Source organism: Croceicoccus ponticola (genome assembly GCF_004004515.1).
Taxonomy (GTDB): Bacteria; Pseudomonadota; Alphaproteobacteria; order Sphingomonadales; family Sphingomonadaceae; genus Croceicoccus; species Croceicoccus ponticola.
This window is the reverse complement of record NZ_RXOL01000003.1, coordinates 233,652-254,266: the sequence shown is the minus strand read 5'-3', so window position 1 is coordinate 254,266 and position 20,615 is coordinate 233,652. Positions and strand designations below refer to the sequence as shown.

The window sequence follows — 20,615 nt, the reverse complement described above, 5'->3', positions numbered from 1 at the left end:
GGCCACAATTGATGGAGCCGCCAAGATGAACAAGTTTTTCCTTCCCGCCCTCGCCACCGTAGCCGCGCTCGGCCTTGCTGCCTGTGACGGCGGCGAGCCCGTTGCCACCACCGACGAAGTCGTAGCTGCCGAAGGCGCGACGACCGACGGTGCCATGACCGCCGACACGACGGCAACGCAGCCGGTCGTCGCGGGCGAAACCGCCGACACTGCCAACACCGGCGATACTGTCTCGATCAGCGAAGATGGCGTGAATGCCAGCATCAACGACGGCGGAACGTCGGTTGACGCCAACATCGATGGCAAGCCGTCGTTGACCGTCAAGACCGACTGACCCGCCCATGCGACGACTGCCCGATAACGGCTGACGTCGACGCGGAAAACGAAGGGTCGCACCCCGCAACGGGTGCGGCCCTTTCGTCGTGCAGGCATGGCGCGGTGCACGGAAAACCGTCGCCCGTCCCCGGTGAGGCCATCTGCTCACGCGCCATTCAGGCGTTGCACGATAGGCACAATCCTTGCGACCCGGACCAGTCAGCCCCGCCTTTGCTGGCGCGGAGGATGAGCCTTGTGCTAAGGGCGCGCGGACAAGCGAGATCATGAGCACTGTGACGAATATGGCCCACACCCAGACCACCGACGCGTTGGACGAGGCGAAGCTGCCGTTCTGGAAGCGGTCGCACTATCTCGACCGGATGACTTTCAGGGACCTCGTCGGTGCCTATTTCCAGCATTACACGATCGTCGCCTATCTGGGGCTGGCGGCTTTGTGCGTGGTTGCTTTCGTGATCTGGCCGACGACGCCCTTGCGCGCCGCGATCGCGTTTCTTGCAGCGCTCGTCGTCTATCCGCTGGTCTGGCACCTGTTGCACCAATATGTCCTGCACGGGCAATGGATGTACAAGATCAAGCCTTTGGCCGGCACGTGGAAGCGAATCCATTACGACCACCATCAGGACCCTAACCATCTCGAAGTGCTGTTCGGCGCGCTGCACACGACGTTGCCGCCAATCGCCATCGCGACGATGCCGGTCGGCTATGCCATCGGCGGCGTCGGCGGCATGGCCGCGGCTTTTGCCGGCGGTCTGCTGACGACTTGTTATTACGAATTCATGCACTGCATCCAGCATCTCGCCTTCAAGCCGAAGTGGAAATGGGTGCAGACGATGAAGCAGCGCCATGTCGAGCATCACTATTTCGACGAAGACGGCAATTTCGGCATCACCAACTATGTCTGGGACCGCATTCTCGGCACTTATTATGAGAAGAAGGATCGCCCCAGGCGTTCGCCCACGGTGTTCAACCTCGGCTATGACGAGGATGTCGCCGCTAAGTGGCCTTGGGTGAAAGATCTGTCGGGCGGCATCGCGTCGGGCCATCCGCGTCGTCGCGCGATGGGCAAGGAAGGCTTCGACCCCAAGGTCAATGCCGGGCCGGTCGAAAATACGAACGCGGCCTGACGGGGCTTATTTTTCGGAGTAGTTATGGGGGATATCCGCGGCGCGATCGTCGTAGAGCCGGTCGTCACCAAGGGTGACCGCAAGGCTTTTCTCGACGTCCATTACCAGCTGAACGCAGGCGACCCGAACTGGGTGCCGCCCCTGCGCGCAGAAGCGGCGGAGATGATCGACCCCGCGAAAAACCCCTTTTTCGATCACGCCGAAGTCCAGTTTTTCATCGCCCGCCGCAATGGCGCGCCGGTGGGGCGCATCTCGGCGCATTTCGACCGGCTGGCGCTCGGTATGCCGCCAAAACAGGGCATGGGTCCGGGCACGGGCAACTGGGGCCTGTTCGATGCCGACAGTGAAGACGTCGCCACTGCGCTGATCGAACGCGCGGAAGCGTGGCTGCGCGACAAGGGCATGACCCGCGTGCTGGCGCCGATGTCGCTTTCGGTATGGGAAGAGCCGGGCCTGCTGACCAAGGGCCACGATCATCCGCCCATGGTGCTGATGGGCCACCATCCGGCGCATTACCAGCCATGGGTCGAAGCCCGTGGCTATACGCCGGCGAAAATGCTGCGCACGTACGATCTCGACATTCGTGCGGATTTCCCGAAGCTGATCCAGCGGGTGATTTCTTCGGGCGAAAAGAACCCGCGCATTGCGGTGCGCAAGGTCGATAAATCCAATTTCGATGCCGAAGCGGCGACCATTCTCGACATCCTGAACGATGCTTGGTCGACCAATTGGGGTTTCGTGCCCATCACCGATCGCGAAGTCGCCTATACCGGCAAGAAGCTGAAACCGCTGGTCCGCGAAGACCTGATCATGATCGCCGATTACGATGGCGAGCCGGTCGCCTTCATGATGACGCTTCCCGACGTGAACAAACCGATCAAGGAAATCGGCGGAAAGCTGTTTCCCTTTGGCTTCATCAAGTTGCTCAACTGGATCCGCAAGCCCACGAACGCGGACATGCGCGTTCCGTTGATGGGGGTGCGCAAGCATCTGCAAAGCTCGCGGCTGGCCAGCCAGCTAGCTTTCATGATGATCGAATATATCCGCCGCGCGGCGCTGACCGAATATGGTGCGACGCGCAGCGAGATCGGCTGGATTCTCGACGACAACCAGGGGATGAACGCGATCGCCGAAGCCATCGACGCACGCGTGAACAAGGAATACACGATCTACGGCAAGACGCTTTGAGCGGTGCGGTGACCGGGGGTGGAATTATTTCGCGGCAGCAGCGCCGCACCGGGAACTGAGGGCAGTTGCGCCGCGTTCACGTCTAAACGGCTATCGCAGCCAGTTGAGGGAAGTTCGCCGATGTCCACCAATCCGTCGCCGCAGGAAACCGATCACCGCATCGGCACGGCGCTGGTCGTGGAAGACGACCCTATCCTCGCGCTTTCGATCGAAGACATCCTGCTGGGCGCGGGATCGCCGAAAGTAACCGTTTGCGCAAGCACGCGACAGGCACTCGCCGCTCTTGAAAAAGAAAAGCCCGATGTCCTTGTTCTCGATGTACACCTTGTCGATCGCGACGACGGTTGGGCTGTTGCCGAACTCGTCACGCAACTCGGCCCGCAACCGCCGCGTATCGTGTTTTCTACCGGCAATCCCGGCGCCATCCCTCCGGCCATTGCGAGCCTCGGCACCGTGCTGACCAAGCCATACGCGCCCGAAGCTTTGATCGAGGCCGTATCCGGCACCCGGCGCACGGGGCTTTTCGCCCGGATCAAAGGTGCGATCTCGCCGGATTGACGGCCTGTCGCCAGAAAATCGAATTGATAATTGGAATTACCGGCTGGCCTTCAGGGCCGGCCGAATTGACGTTTCACCAGTCATTTTGAAAGACAGGCACGACACTAAATCTTGGGCCGCCTTTCCCAATATCTAGGCGCCAAATTAAAAGGCCTTCACTCCCCAGGTAAGGGAGTGAAGGCCTTTCGGGATCGTATCACCACCGCTTGGACGGGAGGGGGGGTCTCAGTGGTGACATGGATAGAATGCACGATGCGAAGTTGGGTTCCATGCCCGCGTGATTTTTTCGCCAGAAACGCGAAAAAACCTATAATATCTTGAAATATAACTATAAATTATATGAAGGGGCGGACCGTTACGAGCGACCGGTCGAAATTTACATATTGCCGGACTGCTTCCATATCGGGGATCTCGATGGTGTTGAGGCTCCACGTCACCAATCCTTCGCGCCGTAGTGCCTGCAACGAGCGGTTGGTGTGAACCAGCGAGAGGCCGAGCATGTCGGCAATCTGGCTTTGCGTGACCGAAAGTTCGATGCGGTGATCGCCGTGGGTGCGCCCCGTCGCTTCGGACCGTTCGATGAGGAACAGGGCGAGATAGGCGATGCGCTCTTTCGCATTACGCTGGCCGAGAGCAACGAGATGCTCTTCGAGCGCGGCTTCCTCTTTGGCCGCCAACCAGATGAGGTCGTAGCTGAGATCGGTAAAGCGGCTGATGAAGTCGCGGAACTTGTCCCGTGGGAATGCGCACAGTCGTGCCGGGGTCAGTGCCTCGGCTCCGTGGGTCATCGGTTCGTTCAATGCCGATTGCAGGCCGATCAGATCGCCGGGAAAAAGGAAGTTGATGATCTGGCGCCGACCGTCGTCGAGCAGGCGATAGCGGATAAGCACACCTTCGAGCACGGTATAGACATGGGCGCTTCTCACCCCTTGAATCACGGCTTGGCCACCGCGTTCGAGCGCGACTTCGCCAATCTTGAATTCCTGGATCTGTTCAAGCCGTTCCCGCTCCGGCTGGTCCAGGCCGGGGCAAGCAAGTAGTGGGCAGTTCACGCAGTCATGACGCGCTTTTTCGAGGCTCAACTGTTAATTTCCCTGTCCATTAACCTCTGGCGCTGCGATAAGCCGATCCAGCCGACGCCGCGCGCTGCCATGCCCTTGCTATGATTTGTCGCCACAGGCAAGATTTTCGGGAACCGGCTTAGCGCGCGAACGTTTCGCCACCTGATTCAAATTACGGGAAGGGCTTGCATGTCTCTCGGGGCCAAAGTTGCCGCCAATCTACCATATCTGCGCCGTTATGCTCGGGCCTTGTCAGGTTCGCAGAGCACCGGCGACGCTTTTGTCCGTGCCACGCTCGAAGCGGTTCTCGCCGATTCCGACCTGAAGCAAAGCCTAGGCGAAGGTGGGCGGGTTCCGCTCTACCGTGCGTTCAACAAGCTTTGGTCCAGCGCTTATATGCAGATTGCCGATGGGGACACGATCCTTGGCGATCATGAAGCGGCCGCGCAGGATCGCCTGAACGCCATCACGCCGATGAACCGTCAGGCGCTGTTGCTCACTACGCTGGAAGATTTTTCCATCGCGCAGGCGGCAGAGATCATGGATATCTCCGAAAGCGATGTTGAAAACCTGGTTCAGGAAGCGGTCGCGGAAATCGACCGCGAATCCTCGACCAGCGTGCTCATCATCGAAGACGAGCCGCTGATCTCGATGCAGCTTGAGGATCTGGTCAGCTCGCTCGGCCACAATATCTGCGGTACGGCCGCAACGCGCACTCAGGCGCGTGAAGTGATCGAACAGAACATGCCCGGCCTCGTCCTTGCCGATATCCAGCTTGCCGATGGCAGCTCGGGGCTTGATGCGGTCGACGATATTCTTGAAATCGCGTCAGTGCCGGTGATCTTCATCACCGCGTACCCGGAACGCCTGCTGACGGGCGACCGCCCGGAGCCGACGTACCTGGTTACCAAGCCGTTCCAGGAATCGACGGTACGCGCCGCAATCAGTCAGGCTCTGTTCTTCGGGTCGAGCCGACCGCTGCCCTGATCGAGCAAACACAGCAGGCTTCAAGCCCGTCATTCAAAGCGAATGGCGGGCTTTTTGCTGGTTGCGGCGTATGGAGCGGCGGCAACGTCGGATTAGCGCGTGACGGCATGCCCGCGCGGCCTGAAGCGGGGCATCAGCTGGCGCGAATCCATGGTTCGGCAATGGGAACGTCGGTCTGCCGAAAAGTGAGCCGCGCCAACTACAGAATAAGCGGCAAGCCACGCGCCCGAACCAACCGTCTCAGGAAGGGGCGTTTTCCTTAGCTCGGATCATGAACTCGCTGCGGGTGCGGACCGGGATCAGCATAGTGCAGCGTACGCCGCTCGGCTCGAACACGAGATCGACCGGGTTGCGCAGTTCATGGGCAACAATCTTTTCGATCAGTTCGGTGCCAAAACCGCGCGGACGATTCTGCGGCACCGGCGGCCCGCCGGTTTCGCGCCAGCGCACCCGGACGAGGCCCGATGACACTAGGTCCCAATTGACCTCGACCCGGCCTTGAGGGACGCTCAACGCGCCGAACTTGGCGGCATTGGTCGCCAGTTCGTGAATGGCCAGACCAAGCGATAGCGCGTCATTCGGCGCCAGTTCGACATCTGGTCCGTCCATGTCGACCGTAGCATCGCGACCAAGCGCATAAGGCGCCATTTCGACTTCGATCACCGAACGTACCGGAGTGGTCCCCCATTCCGATTGGGTAAGCAGATCATGTGTTGCGGACAGCGCACGAATGCGCCCGTCCAGCGACGTTGCGAAACTGTCGATGTCGGTCGCCCTGCGCCGCGTCAGCGAGACGATGGAAAGCACATTGGCCAAGGTGTTCTTGACCCGGTGATTAAGCTCCCGCGTCAGCGAATTGCGAATTGCCGCCTGTTCTTCGAGAATGCCGATCACCTGCCGCGCCTCTGCCGCCTGCCGCGTCAGCAGCCATGCGATGGCAAGGGCAAGGCTCGCCACGATCAGTCCGGCCAGAAGCGTGATGACCGCAATCTCGCTCAACAAGGAAGTCTTGAGCGATTCGATACGCATCGTCCACTGACGGTTGCCGATGACGATTGGCCTGACCAGCGAAGTGCCGCCGGTTTCGCCGAGCTTCATTTCGGCAAGCAGGTTTTCAGGCGCGATCTGACCGTCGTAAATTTCGATGTGCGCCCGTTTGGGTAATTCTCCTTCGACCGCGGATTCGAGGAAATCCTGCGCATTGAAGGGACTGTAGATATAACCCTTGAGCCTGCGCCCGCCGAATTGGTCGATGCTGAACACCGGCATGTACGTGAGAAAGCCAGTGTCAGCCTTTGTGGACCCTTCCTGGATAAGCACCAGTCGACCCGACGTGGTCGGCCGCGCCAGTCGCTCTGCTTCGAGCATGGCGGCACGGCGCGTGGCTTCGGAAAACATGTTGTACCCCAGCGCGCGCCGGTTCCGCTCTGTCAGCGGTTGCAGGAACGTGACGGGTACGGCGTAGGCCTGATCGGGGCGCGGCATCGGGTGGACTGTGAAATCGTCCTGTCCGGCCTCTCGTTGCGCGGCCACAAAGCTGGGGATCGAGCCGCTGTCCACGCGGGGAGCCCAGCCGATCCCTTCGGCTCCGCGAAAATTGGCATCGAGCCGCAATTGCCCGACGAACGTCTGGAACAGAGCAGGCGAGATTTCGTCCTGCGTACCCAGCAGGGCAGCGCCCGAGCGCAAATAAGCGGCATTCGCATTGGCGCGACGCTCCAGCGCCGAACTTGCGGCCGTGGCGATCTGGGCGAGTTCGTTCTGCCGGGCGTTGCGCTGAGCCTTTTCGATGGCCCAGACACCCGTGGCGGTCAGTGCGGAGATAGCGACGAAGATAATGATCGGAAGAGCACGCGGGAAACGCACGAAACCCTTGAGGACGCGCCCAAGGCTCGGGTCAGCTCGCCGGCCCCGGCTTTCTGCGACCTTGCGGTCAGACTTCGTCCTGCTGTCCATAAGCCTATTGCCCCGCCCCGGCGTTCAAGCCGGTCGAGCCTCCCGCGAAGTGCGGGGAAGGGCATGCATGACTTCGATCTTCGGCAAATTGGTACTCGTCACTTAATTGGGGTACGCTCGGGAACCGTTCGGCGCGCATTTCGTTCCCTGCATTGTGCAAGGTAACATTTAACAGGCGCCAGCGCGCACTTTCCGCCTGTTCGGTCGATAGGATCGATTTTTTGGCGGGGGCGCAGTTCGGGCGATGGCTAGCAAGCGAATGAGTGACGTGAAGAAAAACGACGAACATATGCACTCGCCCAAAAAAGCCGGAAAGCGGCCTGATTGGGCGTCCGGTTTGCGTCAGCTTTACGATTCTGTCGTAGAGGAGCCTTTGCCCGACAGCTTCAGCGATCTCCTTTCGAAGCTCGATTCGGAAGACTGATGTCTTTCAACGCCCAGCGGAGAGCGCAACCCGCACTCGAAGGCGCGGCCCATGAAGAGGCTGTGCGCAACTTCGACTTCAAACGAGAATTGACGGACGTAATCCCGCATCTCCGCGCATTTGCGCGAGGCTTGTGCGGACGTCCCGATCTTGCCGACGATCTCGTTCAGGAAGCCTTGATGAAAGCATGGGCAGCGCAAGAGCGTTTTCAGCCCGGCACGTCGATGCGCGCCTGGACTTTCGTGATCCTGCGCAACGCTTATCTTACCGATATGCGCCGCAACCGTTTTCGGGCGGATTACGACGAAAGCGTTGCGGAACGCATTCTCGTCGCACCGGCTGCGCAAGAAGGACCTATCCATCTTTCCGACATGCATCGTGCGCTGCTGACTCTTCCCCCCGAACGTCGCGAAGCGCTGCTGCTCGTCGGCGCCGGCGGGTTCAGCTACGAAGAAGCGGCTGAAATCTGCGGTTGTGCCGTGGGCACGATCAAAAGCCGGGTCGGACGTGCGCGCGCCGCATTGACCACGATGATGGAAGACGGGACCGTGCCGCATCGTTCGCTTGATGACGTCGCCGCTCATGGTGCTATCATGGGCGAGCTCGACGGTATGGCCGAGCCGCAAGCCAACACCGAGCGATAGTCGCTGGCGGATGGCGTCGTGAACGGGGGCGACGTGGAACAGAACGGAAGCGAACTTGGCGCGGCCAGTATCGCTGACACCCCGGGGCTTGCAGAGCGCAGGCTCGAACGGCTGGCCGGCGATGCCGGTTCCGGCGAAGCCGCCGCCATTCCCGATCTCGATATTGGTCGCCTGTTCTCGGCCATGTTGCTGATGACGGGCATTGGCCTGTTTCTGGCCCTTCCCTTCGTTCTTTCGATCGGGTCGATCGTTTTCCTGCCGCTGGTGACTGCGTTGGTTCTGACGATCATCCTGTCGCCGCTCGCCGACAAGCTGGGTCACATCGGGGTGCCGAATGTCCTTGCCTCGCTGCTTGCGGTGGTGGTGTTCATCGGGTTGCTCGTGCTGGCCGCCGCGGCAATCCTGCAGCCAGCGGTGGTGATGTTCGATCGCGTTCCGGAAATGATGGCCTCGATCAAGCAGACGTTCGGGCAATTGCGCGGTCAGTTCGACTGGCTCAACGACTTCAACCGCCAACTGGGACAACTGGCCGGGCCCAAGACCGGGCGCGAAGTGATTGTCGCGACACCTTCGATGATCGAGCGCGTGGCGCTGGCCACGCCCACGTTCGTGCTCGAAACCCTGCTGACCTTGCTGATGACCTTTTTCATGATCGAGGCGCGGGTGCGCATGCGCCGCCGGCTGCTACTCGAACGATCGGAATTCGGTGCCTCGCTGCGTGCGGCTCGTGCGCTGCGCGAAGTGCAGGACCGGGTCGCGAGCTACATCCTCACCGTCGGCCTGATCAACTTCGGCGTCGGGATCGTCGCGGCGCTGGGGGCTTGGGCCATGGGGATGGAGGCCCCGATCATGTGGGGCGGGCTTGCCATGATGCTCAACTTCCTGCCTTACCTTGGCCCTCTTGCGATGACCGGGATCCTTGTTTTGGTCGGGCTGGGCGGGGCCGATACGATCTTCGCCGGCCTGATCCCGGCTGCCGCCTATCTCGCACTTCACGCGGTGGAGGCGAACGCTGTTACTCCTGCCATTCTGGGCAAGCGGTTTACAGTGAACCCGGTTCTGATCCTTTTGGCGATCAGCTATTTCACGTGGATCTGGGGCGTGCTCGGCGCGATCCTGTCGATGCCCATTCTGATCACTCTGCTCGCTTTGTTCGAGCATCTGGGACACCCGAACATCATCGGCTTCCTGTTCGGAGAGCCGCTTTTCCTTCGGCGGGACACTGCCGAAGAAACCGCCTGACGGGCTGACGCCATAAACCGAACGACAAAAGGCCGGGCATCGCTGCCCGGCCTTTCGCGTTTGCCGATAATCGATCCAGGGAAATCGAAATCAGGCCGAAGGATAGGACCAGATCGAACCGCGGGCATAATTTTCCGCCGCGAAGTCCCAGTTGATGTGCTTCGTCGTCACGGCCTTGAGATAGTCCGGACGCACGTTCTTGTGGTCGAGGTAATAGGCGTGTTCCCAGACGTCGAGCGTCAGGAGAGGGTTTTTGCCACCAATCGCAAGCGTCCCTGCATCGTGCGTTTCCTCGATCGAAAGCTTGCCGTCACCGTCTGCTGCAAGCCACACCCAACCGCTGGCGAAGTGCCCTGCACCTGCTGATTGAAGCTTTTCCGCCAAGGCATCGACTGAGCCGAATGCGGTTTCGATCGCGGTCTTCAATTCTCCGGACGGGCCGTCGTTCGACGGGGCCATCGAGTGCCAGTAGAATGCGTGGTTCCAGCTCTGCGCAGAATTGTTGAACAGGCCCTTGTCGCCCTTTTCGTCGGCGGCGGCGATGATCGATTCCAGCGACGCGTCGGCAAGGTCCGTGCCTTCGATGGCGGCGTTGGTCTTGTCGACGTAAGCCTTGTGATGCTTGCCATGATGGGTGTGCAGCGTTTCGGCACCGATCGCCGGGCTCAGTGCGTCGTGGGGATAGGGCAGGTCGGGAAAGGCAATGGCCATTAAGGGCTCCTTGAGTGGGTTCTGTTATCTCGGGTTCATAGATGTTAACGCGCCAACGAGGGTCAAGTTGCAGAATTGAGTATATTTCGCGGCAGGGCGTGCGGCTTATCCCTTCACGCGCGAAGATGTCGGTGCCATGACATTCGGCGAAAGCCGGGTTCGCATCGCCACTGCGGCGGACAATCACAGCGGGGACATCAGGCGTGGGACGCAAGTATTTCGGCACCGACGGCATTCGCGGCCGGACCAATTCGGGCAACATGACCGCATCGATGGCGATGAAGGTCGGACAGGCGGCGGGCACATATTTCCTGCGCGGCGATCACAAGCACCGCGTCGTCATCGGCAAGGATACGCGCCTGTCGGGTTACATGATGGAAAGCGCGATGGTGGCCGGGTTCACCAGCGTGGGGATGGACGTGGTCCTGCTCGGCCCGATGCCGACCCCGGCGGTTGCCCTCCTGGCGCGTTCGATGCGCGCCGATCTCGGCGTCATGATCAGCGCCAGCCACAATCCGTTCGAGGATAACGGAATAAAGCTGTTCGGCCCCGACGGCTTCAAGCTTTCGGACGACGACGAACTCGCGGTCGAGATGATGATCGACCAGGAACAACTGCTCGTCGCCCCCGGCGACATCGGACGGGCGCGCCGGATCGACGATGCGCGCGGCCGGTACATCCATGCGGTAAAGGCGTCGCTGCCCAACGAGGTGCGGCTGGACGGGGTAAAAATCGTCGTCGATTGCGCGAACGGCGCGGCTTACGACGTGACGCCTTCGGCCTTGTGGGAGCTGGGCGCCGAAGTCGTTTCGATGGGCGTGTCCCCCGATGGGCACAACATCAACCGCGATGTCGGGTCGACCGCGCTGGCCGCGATCAAGGCCCGCGTGGTGGAAGAAGGCGCCGACATCGGCATCGCGCTTGACGGCGATGCGGACCGGCTGATCGTGGTCGATGAAAAAGGCCAGACCGTCGACGGCGACCAGATCATGGCGCTGATCGGTTCCGAATGGCACCGGCATGGCCATTTGCGCGGCAGCGGAGTGGTCGCGACGGTAATGAGCAACCTGGGGCTGGAGCGTTTTCTGGAAGGGCAGGGCCTGAACCTCGTCCGCACTGCGGTTGGCGACCGTTACGTGTTGGAGGCGATGCGCGCGGGCGGTTTCAACGTCGGCGGCGAACAGTCGGGGCACATGATCCTGCTCGACCACGCGACGACTGGCGACGGAACCATCGCCGCGTTGCAGGTGCTTTCAGCGTTGGTCCAGTCGGGCAAGCGGGCGAGCGAGCTTCTGCACTTGTTCGATCCCGTCCCGCAAATCCTCAAAAGCGTGCGGTTTACCGGAGCGCCGCTCGAAACCACGCTGGTCAAGACCGCCATTGCCCACGGCGAAGGCATGCTGGCGGGCAAGGGCCGCGTCGTGATCCGCAAATCCGGGACGGAACCGGTGGTCCGCGTCATGGCCGAAGGCGATGATGCGGGCGAAGTCGCGCAAGTTGTCGATGCCATCTGCGACGCGGTAAAACAGGCCGGAAGCGGGAGCGCCTGATGCTGGAAATGCGCATTCGTTGCGAGCGTTGCGGCGCGCAGACCCCGGCGGAAGCACCGGGCGCCTTCATCTGCAGTTTCGAGTGCACGTATTGCGCCGAATGCGCCGATGCGCTGGACGATCTTTGCCCCAATTGCGGCGGCGAACTGGTCGACCGGCCCACCCGGTCCAAGGCGGCGCAGGAAAAAGTCGTCAGACAGGCATGACCACGCCTCCCCGCATCCTGACCATCGCCGGATCGGACAGTTCCGGCGGCGCAGGGGTACAGGCCGACATCAAGACGATCACGATGCTGGGCGGCTATGCGATGACCGCCATCACCGCGATCACGGCGCAGAACACCACGGGCGTTCAGGCGGCGAAAGTGCTGTCGCCCGAAATCGTGGTGGCGCAGGCACAAAGCTGCATCGACGACATCGGCGTCGATGCGGTGAAGATCGGGATGCTGGGATCGCCCGCAATCGCCCATGCCGTGGCGGATCTGCTGGAGGGTATTTCAGTCCCGGTCGTTTTCGATCCGGTCATGATTGCGACGAGCGGTTCGGTGCTGGCCGATGCCGATACTATCGCCGCGTTCGAACGGTTGATGCGGCTGGCGATATTGACCACTCCCAACGTGCCGGAGCTTCAGGCGTTGGGCGATGTGGCGGGCGTGCAGCGGCGCGGGATCGCATTTCTGGCCAAGGGCGGCGATGCGCCAGGGGATCTGGTCGTCGACCGGCTCTATCGCCCCGGACACGCAATGCGCGAATGGTCGGCGGCGCGGATCGCGACGCACCACACCCACGGGACCGGCTGCACGATGGCCAGCGCCATCGCTACGGGACTTGGCGCGGGCCTCGAACTGGTCGATGCCATCTCACAGGCGCGCAGCTTCGTTCGCTCAGCGCTGATGGCCGCACCCGGCTTTGGCGCTGGGCACGGCCCTATTGGCCATCAGGCCGTGCGCTGACCCGGACCGATTAGTTGGCCGGGTGCAACTTGTAGAACTTTACGATCCGCTCCCAAGCTTCTTCTGCTGTGTCGACGATGCGGAAGAGTTGCAGGTCTTCGTGGCTGATCACGCCTTCGTCCGCGAGCGCTCCGAAATCGACGACCTTTTCCCAGAACGAACGTCCGAAGAGGAAGATCGGAATCGGCTTCATCTTGCCCGTCTGGACCAACGTCAGGGTCTCGAAAAATTCGTCGAACGTGCCGAACCCGCCGGGGAACACGGCCAGCGCGCGTGCGCGCATCAGGAAGTGCATCTTGCGCAGTGCGAAATAGTGGAACTGCAGCGACAAGCGTGGCGTGACGTAACTGTTGGGGGCCTGTTCGTGCGGCAGAACGATATTCAGCCCGACCGATTCGGCACCCGCCTCATGCGCGCCACGATTGGCCGCTTCCATGATCGAAGGACCCCCGCCTGAACAGACGACGAAATGCCGCTCGCCGTTTTCGACGATCGCCGCCGCGCTGGCCATATAGGCAAGCTTGCGGGCTTCCTGGTAATATTGCTGTTTCGCCACCAGGCTTTCGATCACGGCACGCCCGCGCGGGTCGGTGTCGGCGGTTTCGAGCAAGGCCTCGGCTGCTTCGGGCGATGGGATGCGAGCCGAACCGTAGATGACCAGCATCGACCCGACGCCGGCTTCTTCCAACATGGTTTCCGCCTTCAGCAGTTCGAGCTGAAAGCGGACCGGCCGCAAATCGTCGCGCAACAGGAAATCGGTGTCGCGAAAAGCGAGGCGATAAGCCGGGTGGCTGGTCTGCGGCGTGTGGGTAAACGAACTTTCAGAAAAGGCGGCTTCCTGCTCGGCCTTGTAGAATTTTCGCGGCTTGAGCGCGCGATCGGCAGGTTCTGGCTTGCCGTGGGGTCCGGCTTCACCGGGCTCCTGCGGCGGTTCCTTGCGATCTGTCATGTCTCTCCCAGGGGAATTTGTTGCACCGCGAACGGGCGCGAAAAGGATATGCCGGGACATAGAACGGCAGGGCGGCATGGCCAAGCGCGAGTTGGCCCAGAACGAAAAAGGGCGGCACACGCCGGTGCCGCCCTTCATCCGGTGGTAGCCTGAAATCAGAGCTTTTCGGTCAGCTCCGGGACGATCTTGAACAGATCGCCGACGAGGCCGATGTCAGCGACCTGGAAGATCGGGGCGTCCTCGTCCTTGTTGATGGCGATGATGGTCTTGCTGTCCTTCATGCCGGCAAGGTGCTGGATCGCGCCGCTGATGCCGATGGCGATGTACACTTCGGGCGCGACGATCTTGCCGGTCTGGCCGACCTGATAGTCGTTGGGGACGTAGCCTGCGTCGACGGCGGCGCGCGATGCGCCCACGCCCGCGCCCAGCTTGTCGGCCAGCGGCATGATGACCTGCTGGAAGGTCTCGCTGTCCTTCAGCGCACGGCCGCCCGACACGATGATCTTCGCGCTGGTCAGTTCGGGACGCTCGTTCTTGGCGATTTCCGCGCCGACGAAGCTGGACAAGCCGGCATCGCCCGCACCGCTCACGTCTTCGATCGTGGCCGAGCCGCCGGTCGTTTCCGCCTTGTCGAAGGCGGTGCCGCGCACGGTGATGACGAGCTTGGCATCGGTGCTTTCGACCGTGGCGATGGCGTTGCCCGCATAAGTCGGGCGGGTGAAGGTCTTCTCGCCTTCGACCGACAGGATATCGCTGATCTGCATGACGTCGAGCAGGGCTGCGACGCGCGGCGTGATGTTCTTGCCGTGCGAAGTGGCGGGCGCGACGAACGCGTCATGGTGACTCATGAGATCGACCACCAGCGGCGCGACGTTTTCGGCCAGCGCGTTGGCATAGGCGGCGTTGTCGGCAAGATGAACCTTGCCCACGCCCGCGATCTGCGCAGCCTGTTCGGCCACAGCGCGGCAGCCGGACCCTGCGACCAGCAGGTGGACTTCGCCGAGCTTGCCTGCGGCGGTGACCGCCGCCAGCGTCGCGTCGGCCATGGCGCTGTTGTCGTGTTCGACCCAGACGAGCGTCTTCATCACGCGACTCCCATGTTCTTGAGCTTGGCGACCAGTTCGTCGACGTCGGCAACCTTGATGCCGGCCTGACGGACCGGCGGTTCGGCAACCTTCAGCGTCTTGATGCGCGGAGTGATATCGACGCCGTAATCGGCGGGCGTCTTCACATCGAGCGGCTTCTTCTTCGCCTTCATGATGTTGGGCAGCGAAGCGTAGCGCGGCTCGTTCAGGCGCAGGTCGGTGGTGACGATGGCGGGAAGCGAGAGCTTCACCGTTTCGAGACCGCCGTCGACTTCGCGCGTGACGGTCACGCTATCGCCTTCGACGACGACCTTGCTGGCGAAGGTGCCCTGCGGCAGGTTCATCAGCGCGGCGAGCATCTGGCCGGTCTGGTTCGAATCGTCGTCGATCGCCTGCTTGCCAAGGATGATGAGACCGGGCTGCACTTCGGCGGCTGCGGCCTTCAGGATCTTGGCGACGGCGAGCGGTTCGACCTCGTCATCGGTTTCAACCAGGATCGCGCTGTCGGCGCCCATGGCCAGCGCGGTGCGCAGCGTTTCCTGCGCCTTGGCCGGGCCGACGGAGATCGCGATGATTTCCGTGACCGCACCCGATTCCTTCAACCGGATCGCCTCTTCGACGGCGATTTCGTCGAAGGGGTTCATGCTCATCTTCACGTTCGCGAGATCGACACCCGTTCCGTCCGCCTTGACCCGCGGCTTCACGTTGTAATCGATCACCCGCTTCACGGGCACCAGGGCTTTCATCTGCAAGTCCTCTCAAGTTTCAGCCGGCGAGGGGCAGTCAGCTGCCGTTCTGGCCGGCTCGAAAAGTATTCGGCGCGATGCGTTTGGAATGCGCCTGCCGGGAAATCAAGGACGTTACGGAATCCGGGCTTTTTCCGCCGTCCCTGTCGTAATTCATCTGGTCCGCGAAGACCGTATCCGGGCAGCGCCGCCGCCCGGACGATCGGTCCTGATCAGGCGGCCTTCTTGGTTTCGGCGACGATCTTGCGTGCAGCATCGCCAAGGTCGTTGGCCGAAACGATCGGCAGGCCGGAAGTCTCGAGGATTTCCTTGCCCTTTTCGACGTTCGTGCCTTCGAGACGGACGACCAGCGGAACCGATAGGTTCACTTCCTTTGCAGCCGCGACGATGCCCTCGGCGATGATGTCGCACTTCATGATGCCGCCGAAGATGTTGACGAGGATACCCTCGACCGCAGGATCCGACAGGATGATCTTGAATGCTTCGGTCACCTTTTCCTTCGTCGCGCCGCCGCCGACGTCGAGGAAGTTGGCCGGGAACGCGCCGTTGAGCTTGATGATGTCCATCGTCGCCATGGCGAGGCCGGCACCGTTGACCATGCAACCGATGTTGCCGTCGAGCTTGATGTAGGCAAGGTCGTACTTGCTGGCTTCGACTTCGGCGGGATCTTCCTCGCTCTCGTCGCGCAGCGCTTCGATGTCGGGGTGGCGGAACATCGCGTTGCCATCGAAGCTCATCTTGGTGTCGAGCACGAGGAGCTGCGCGGCCCCCGACGAATCGGGCTTGGTTTCGACGAGCGGGTTGATTTCCAGCATCTCGCAGTCGAGCGCGACGAAGGCGTCGTAAAGCTGCTTCGAAAGCTTCTGCGCCTGCTTGTTGAGGTCGCCCGAAAGCTTGAGTGCGAAAGCGACGGCGCGGCCGTGATGCGGCATGAAGCCTTCAGCCGGGTCGATCGTGATGGTGGTGATCTTTTCAGGGGTCGAGTGGGCGACTTCTTCGATGTCCATGCCGCCTTCGGTCGATACGATCAGAGCGATTCGGCCCGATGCACGGTCGACCAGCATCGAGAGGTAGTATTCCTCCGCGATGTCGACGCCGTCGGTGACGTACAAGCGATTGACCTGCTTGCCGGCGTCGCCGGTCTGGATGGTGACGAGCGTGTTGCCGAGCATTTCCTCGGCGTCATGCTTCACATCGTCGAGGCTCTTGGCGAGGCGAACGCCGCCCTTTGCGTCGGGGCCGAGCTCCTTGAACTTGCCCTTGCCACGGCCGCCTGCATGGATCTGCGCCTTTACGACATAGAGCGGCCCGGGAAGCTTCTTTGCGGCTTCGACGGCTTCGTCGACCGTAAGCGCTGCGTGACCTGCCGGAATGCCGACGCCAAATTTGGCCAGCAGTTCCTTGGCCTGATATTCGTGAATGTTCATCGCCGATCCTTTGCTCCGCAGGGCCAGCACGCCCTTTTCGCAGGTGCGTAAAGCATATGGTGGCCCTGTTGAAAAGGCCTCGCATCGTCTACAAATTCAAGCAAGGCGGACATAGCTCGCATTTAAGCGAGTTTTATTTGCTTTTGCGAAGCAATTGCAATCAGAAGGCGGGCCATGCTCGATAGCACCAAATTCGATGCCATCATGGCAAAAGCCGGACAAATCGCGCTCGGTTCATGGCCCGGCATGGGCCATGCGCCCGAAACGTGGGCCAAGGACGATAATAGCCCGGTCTGCGCGGCCGATCTGGCCGTCGATCGATATTTGCGCGATGCCCTGACCGACTTGCTACCGTCGGCGGGCTGGCTGTCCGAAGAAACCGTCGATGCGCCCGAACGGTTGGACGGCGGGCTAATCTGGTTGGTCGACCCGATCGACGGGACGCGCGATTTCCTGCGCGGGCGGACCGGCTGGGCCGTTTCCGTCGCGCTGGTCAGCGCAGGGCGCCCGCTCATCGCCGGGCTCAACGCGCCAGCGCGTCAGGAATACTGGACGGCGCGCGCGGGGCAGGGATCGTTCCGCAACGGGCAGCGCTTGGCGGTTGGCCGGCGCGAAACGCTGCCGGGGTCGCGAACGCCTGCCGATGCCCTGCCCAAGGAGGATATCGACCTCGTCTGTGTCGATAAGCCGAATTCCATCGCGCTGCGAATCGCAATGGTCGCGGCGGATGAAGCCGATCTCGTCGCCACGTTGCGCTGGGGTTACGAATGGGACATCGGGGCCGCTGGTCTGATAGCGCGGGAAGCAGGCGCCGCGGTCACCGACGCACACGGCCAGCCGCTCGCCTACAACAAACGCGACCCGCGCTCGTTCGGACTGTTGGTGACTGCCCCTGCGATCCACGCCGCGGCGGTGGAGCGGATAAGCGAACGGGCCAGGCGGTTGTCCGCCTGACCCGTCGTATTTCCGGTTGTTAACCGGGAAGCGATGTACCGGCTGGAATTACTTCGCGGCCTGCACTTCTTCCTGACTGATCGGAACGATCTTGATTTCGACGCGACGGTTGAGCGCACGGCCCGCGTCGGTGTCGTTGGTCGCGACGAAGTAGTTCGGGTCTTCACCGAAGCCCTTGGTCGCAAGGCGCGCTGCGGGCACGCCCTTGTAGATCAGGTAGTCGGCGACGGCCTTGGCGCGACGTTCCGAAAGCTGAAGGTTGTAGCTTTCCGAACCGGTGCTGTCGGTGAAACCGTACACGTCGATCAGGCTGTCGGGATACTGCAGCAGCGATGCGGCGATATCGTCGAGAATGGCCCTGAACGAAGGCGACACGGTCGAACTGTCGGTGGCGAAAGTCACGCCGTCGGGCAGGTTGACCTTGATATATTCACCTTCGTCGGTGACATCGATGCCGGAACCTGCAGTCTGCTCCTTCAGTTCCTTGATCTGCTGATCCATCTTGTAACCGACCACGCCGCCAGCGACGCCGCCGATGCCTGCGCCGGCAATGCGGGCAGTCTTGCCGCCGATGATGCCGCCCAGAAGATAACCGGCAGCCGCGCCGCCAGCGGTGCCAAGGACCGTACGCGAAATTTTCTTTTCGCCGGTGTTGGGATCGGTAACGCAAGCGGATACGCCGATAAGCGAAACGGCAGCGAGAGCGGCGGTAAGATAACGGCGACGTGCCATAGGAAATATTCCTTCTTCAAAAAAATCGGTTCCGGACAGGACGAAACGTGCCGCAATCCGGATGTCGTGAGCAGAAACGCGTGAAGCAGCTTGGTGGTTCCTGAACGATCCGTCGCGATTGCGACCGGTCTTTCTTGCGGCATGGGCTGGTTTGTCGCTATCTGCTGACTTTCCCAGACAACAACGCCCAAGGCACCCTCTTGTCCCCCTTTCCCTGGACCGACGTTTTTATCATTGCCGGGTTGATCGTGCTCAACGGCCTGTTCTCGCTGTCCGAGCTTGCGATCGTCTCTTCGCGCAGCGCCCGGCTGCGCCGCATGGCGGATGACGGCAGCAAGGGGGCGAAGGTTGCGCTGTCGCTTATCGCCGACAGCGGCAAGTTTTTGTCCACCGTGCAGATCGGGATTACTCTCATCGGGATTGTCGCAGGTGCCTATTCGGGCGCCAGCCTTGGCGGCCCGGTCGGCGAACGGCTGGCCGTGATAAGTCTGCAAATGGGCTTCCCGCTTGAGCAGGATACCGCAAACAACGTCGGTTTCGCGCTGGTCATCGTGCTGACGACCTATTTCTCGCTGGTTGCGGGCGAACTTACGCCCAAGCAGATCGCCCTGCGCGCACGCGAAGAGATCGCCGTGGTCGCCGCGCCGCCGATGGCCATGCTGGCCCGGGTGGCCGCGCCGGTGGTCTGGTTGCTCGACAACAGCACCATCCTCCTGCTGCGGCTGATCGGCCTGGGCAAGGATCGCGATTCGGGCGTGACGGCCGAAGAGCTCAAGATGATCATGTTGGAGGCGACGCGATCCGGCGCGATCGAGGAGGCCGAGCATACCATCATGGCCGAAGTGCTGCGGCTGGCCGATCGGCCGGTGCGCGAACTGATGACGCCGCGGACCGAGATCGACTGGCTGGATCGTCGTGCCGGAATCGAGGACATGCGTAAGGTCATCGCAGCGTCCCCCCATTCGCTGTTGCTGGTGGGTCAGGGGTCGGTGGAAAACATCATCGGCGTGATCAAGGTGCGCGAATTGCTGGCCGCGCTGATGAAGGGGCGCAAGCCGAACCTGACCCGGCTGATGAAAAAAGCTGAAATCATCCCCGACCAGATCGACGCGCTCGATGCCTTGCGCATCATGCGCAACGGCGATGTCGCCATGGCGCTGGTGCACGACGAATACGGGCATTTCGAAGGGATCGTGACGCCTGCCGACCTGTTGTCGGCGCTGGTCGGCCATTTCGTGGCCCATGCCGACGATGGCGACGATCCGTTGATCGTGGAGCGCGAGGACGGATCGCTGCTGCTGTCGGGGGCCTTGCCGGCGGACCGGCTGGCCGAGGGGCTGGGCATCGACCTGCCCGAAAGCCGCGAATTCGCCACGGCGGCGGGCTATGTCCTATGGATGATGAAACGGCTGCCGGTGGAGGGGGAATATTTCCGCGAACAGGGCTGGCGGATCGAGATCGTCGACATGGACGGGCGCCGGATCGACAAGCTGCTCGCGTCGCGCGAAAAGCCTGCCCCGGCGCCAGTCGAAGAAATCTGAACGGGAATTGCCCGGCCCGCGATGGGCCGGGTCGGGATCAGCCGGGAATTACGGCCCGTGCTTCGCGGCCATCGCCCGACGGTGCGGCGATAATGTCGCGCGTCACGACCCCCTTGTCCACGGTGTGCGTGGAGAAGTCGCCGACTGCGGTGCGGATGCCGGGCTCGGCCTGTCCAGCCTTCAAAAGGGCGCTCGTTTCCACGCCGCTGCGCGCGGCGGGGCCGCCGAACAGCGCTTCGAGAGCCTGCTGGCTGGCTGTCGGCTCCTGCGGACGCGGGGCGCCCGGGGTCGGCGGGACCAGCGCGAAATCGGGCGGGACAGCCAGAGGAGCCTGCCGCGAAACGGCCATTTCGTCGGGGGCGTCACGGTTGAAGATGTTCAGACCGGCGCCGCAACCGGCCAATGTGGCCGACGAAGCCAGGACGAGCAGGGCGGATTTCAAACGCAT

General features: G+C 61.9%; 22 protein-coding genes. 13 read left to right on the top strand and 9 right to left on the bottom strand.

All coding sequences use genetic code 11. The features are described from left to right. Positions 1 to 25 precede the first annotated feature (25 nt). From EKN06_RS09240 to EKN06_RS09225, 4 genes are all read left to right on the top strand, one after another. Positions 26 to 334: a hypothetical protein gene (locus EKN06_RS09240; RefSeq protein WP_127612607.1), complete on the top strand. Its 309-nt coding sequence runs from the start codon at positions 26 to 28 to the stop codon at positions 332 to 334. A gap of 265 nt (positions 335 to 599) precedes the next feature. Next, positions 600 to 1,460 (top strand): sterol desaturase family protein, encoded by an 861-nt coding sequence (locus tag EKN06_RS09235; RefSeq protein ID WP_240654714.1) that lies wholly within the window; start codon positions 600 to 602, stop codon positions 1,458 to 1,460. Positions 1,461 to 1,484: 24 nt separating this feature from the next. After that, a complete protein-coding gene (locus EKN06_RS09230; RefSeq protein WP_127612606.1) occupies positions 1,485 to 2,648 on the top strand; it encodes an N-acetyltransferase in 1,164 nt (387 codons plus the stop codon). A gap of 120 nt (positions 2,649 to 2,768) precedes the next feature. Beyond that, positions 2,769 to 3,206 (top strand): response regulator, encoded by a 438-nt coding sequence (locus EKN06_RS09225; RefSeq protein ID WP_127612605.1) that lies wholly within the window; start codon positions 2,769 to 2,771, stop codon positions 3,204 to 3,206. Between the two features lie 335 nt (positions 3,207 to 3,541). On the opposite strand, the gene EKN06_RS09220 is transcribed toward EKN06_RS09225, so the two are convergent. Beyond that, positions 3,542 to 4,288, bottom strand: a complete 747-nt coding sequence (locus EKN06_RS09220; RefSeq protein WP_127612604.1) for a Crp/Fnr family transcriptional regulator — start codon at positions 4,286 to 4,288, stop codon at positions 3,542 to 3,544. A gap of 168 nt (positions 4,289 to 4,456) precedes the next feature. Here EKN06_RS09220 and EKN06_RS09215 point away from each other — a divergent pair, with 168 nt between their 5' ends. Continuing rightward, the gene (locus tag EKN06_RS09215) at positions 4,457 to 5,254 is read left to right on the top strand and encodes a response regulator (protein WP_127612603.1); all 798 of its coding nucleotides are present in this window, start codon (positions 4,457 to 4,459) and stop codon (positions 5,252 to 5,254) included. A 240-nt stretch (positions 5,255 to 5,494) separates the two neighbouring features. Here the strand turns inward: EKN06_RS09215 and EKN06_RS09210 are convergent, their stop codons facing one another. Then, positions 5,495 to 7,210, bottom strand: coding sequence for a CHASE domain-containing protein (locus EKN06_RS09210; protein WP_127612602.1), 1,716 nt, complete (start codon positions 7,208 to 7,210; stop codon positions 5,495 to 5,497). 259 nt (positions 7,211 to 7,469) lie between these two features. Between EKN06_RS09210 and EKN06_RS15675 the strand changes: the two genes are divergently transcribed. Genes EKN06_RS15675 through EKN06_RS09200 form a run of 3 tightly spaced genes read left to right on the top strand, consistent with a single transcriptional unit; the run spans position 7,470 to position 9,520 of the window. Further along, the gene (locus EKN06_RS15675; RefSeq protein ID WP_240654712.1) at positions 7,470 to 7,634 is read left to right on the top strand and encodes a NepR family anti-sigma factor; all 165 of its coding nucleotides are present in this window, start codon (positions 7,470 to 7,472) and stop codon (positions 7,632 to 7,634) included. Further along, positions 7,634 to 8,278 carry a sigma-70 family RNA polymerase sigma factor gene (locus tag EKN06_RS09205; protein ID WP_127612601.1) on the top strand — a complete coding sequence of 215 codons (645 nt, stop codon included), beginning with the start codon at positions 7,634 to 7,636 and terminating at the stop codon, positions 8,276 to 8,278. Before EKN06_RS15675 ends, EKN06_RS09205 begins: the two co-directional genes overlap by 1 nt. An 18-nt stretch (positions 8,279 to 8,296) precedes the next feature. Next, on the top strand, positions 8,297 to 9,520 hold the full coding sequence (locus EKN06_RS09200; protein WP_240654710.1) for an AI-2E family transporter: 1,224 nt from the start codon (positions 8,297 to 8,299) through the stop codon (positions 9,518 to 9,520). A 90-nt stretch (positions 9,521 to 9,610) separates the two neighbouring features. Here EKN06_RS09200 and EKN06_RS09195 read toward each other — a convergent pair whose 3' ends face one another. Beyond that, positions 9,611 to 10,231: a superoxide dismutase gene (locus tag EKN06_RS09195; RefSeq protein ID WP_127612600.1), complete on the bottom strand. Its 621-nt coding sequence runs from the start codon at positions 10,229 to 10,231 to the stop codon at positions 9,611 to 9,613. Positions 10,232 to 10,434: 203 nt separating this feature from the next. On the opposite strand from EKN06_RS09195, the gene glmM reads away from it, so the two are divergent. From glmM to thiD, 3 genes are read left to right on the top strand one after another with little or no spacing between them, the layout of a single operon-like run. Next, a complete protein-coding gene (gene glmM, locus EKN06_RS09190) occupies positions 10,435 to 11,781 on the top strand; it encodes a phosphoglucosamine mutase (RefSeq protein ID WP_127612599.1) in 1,347 nt (448 codons plus the stop codon). After that, positions 11,781 to 11,987 (top strand): DUF1272 domain-containing protein, encoded by a 207-nt coding sequence (locus tag EKN06_RS09185; protein ID WP_127612598.1) that lies wholly within the window; start codon positions 11,781 to 11,783, stop codon positions 11,985 to 11,987. The genes glmM and EKN06_RS09185 overlap by 1 nt, the downstream gene beginning before the upstream one ends. Then, positions 11,984 to 12,733, top strand: coding sequence for a bifunctional hydroxymethylpyrimidine kinase/phosphomethylpyrimidine kinase (gene thiD, locus EKN06_RS09180; protein WP_127612597.1), 750 nt, complete (start codon positions 11,984 to 11,986; stop codon positions 12,731 to 12,733). The genes EKN06_RS09185 and thiD overlap by 4 nt, the downstream gene beginning before the upstream one ends. 10 nt (positions 12,734 to 12,743) lie before the next feature. Here thiD and EKN06_RS09175 read toward each other — a convergent pair whose 3' ends face one another. The 4 genes from EKN06_RS09175 to sucC all read right to left on the bottom strand — a co-directional run bounded on the left by EKN06_RS09175 (position 12,744) and on the right by sucC (position 16,940). Continuing rightward, positions 12,744 to 13,682, bottom strand: a complete 939-nt coding sequence (locus EKN06_RS09175) for an LOG family protein (RefSeq protein ID WP_127612596.1) — start codon at positions 13,680 to 13,682, stop codon at positions 12,744 to 12,746. A 155-nt stretch (positions 13,683 to 13,837) separates the two neighbouring features. Continuing rightward, on the bottom strand, positions 13,838 to 14,767 hold the full coding sequence (locus EKN06_RS09170) for an electron transfer flavoprotein subunit alpha/FixB family protein (protein ID WP_127612595.1): 930 nt from the start codon (positions 14,765 to 14,767) through the stop codon (positions 13,838 to 13,840). Then, positions 14,767 to 15,513 (bottom strand): electron transfer flavoprotein subunit beta/FixA family protein, encoded by a 747-nt coding sequence (locus EKN06_RS09165; RefSeq protein WP_127612594.1) that lies wholly within the window; start codon positions 15,511 to 15,513, stop codon positions 14,767 to 14,769. Before EKN06_RS09165 ends, EKN06_RS09170 begins: the two co-directional genes overlap by 1 nt. 212 nt (positions 15,514 to 15,725) lie before the next feature. After that, on the bottom strand, positions 15,726 to 16,940 hold the full coding sequence (gene sucC / locus EKN06_RS09160) for an ADP-forming succinate--CoA ligase subunit beta (RefSeq protein ID WP_127612593.1): 1,215 nt from the start codon (positions 16,938 to 16,940) through the stop codon (positions 15,726 to 15,728). A 174-nt stretch (positions 16,941 to 17,114) separates the two neighbouring features. On the opposite strand from sucC, the gene EKN06_RS09155 reads away from it, so the two are divergent. Continuing rightward, the gene (locus EKN06_RS09155; RefSeq protein ID WP_127612592.1) at positions 17,115 to 17,894 is read left to right on the top strand and encodes a 3'(2'),5'-bisphosphate nucleotidase CysQ; all 780 of its coding nucleotides are present in this window, start codon (positions 17,115 to 17,117) and stop codon (positions 17,892 to 17,894) included. 48 nt (positions 17,895 to 17,942) lie between these two features. Here EKN06_RS09155 and EKN06_RS09150 read toward each other — a convergent pair whose 3' ends face one another. Continuing rightward, positions 17,943 to 18,626 carry a YiaD family glycine zipper/OmpA-like lipoprotein gene (locus EKN06_RS09150; RefSeq protein WP_127612591.1) on the bottom strand — a complete coding sequence of 228 codons (684 nt, stop codon included), beginning with the start codon at positions 18,624 to 18,626 and terminating at the stop codon, positions 17,943 to 17,945. Positions 18,627 to 18,826: 200 nt separating this feature from the next. Here EKN06_RS09150 and EKN06_RS09145 point away from each other — a divergent pair, with 200 nt between their 5' ends. After that, a complete protein-coding gene (locus EKN06_RS09145; protein WP_127612590.1) occupies positions 18,827 to 20,167 on the top strand; it encodes a hemolysin family protein in 1,341 nt (446 codons plus the stop codon). 37 nt (positions 20,168 to 20,204) lie between these two features. Here EKN06_RS09145 and EKN06_RS09140 read toward each other — a convergent pair whose 3' ends face one another. Beyond that, on the bottom strand, positions 20,205 to 20,615 hold the full coding sequence (locus EKN06_RS09140; RefSeq protein WP_127612589.1) for a DUF3035 domain-containing protein: 411 nt from the start codon (positions 20,613 to 20,615) through the stop codon (positions 20,205 to 20,207).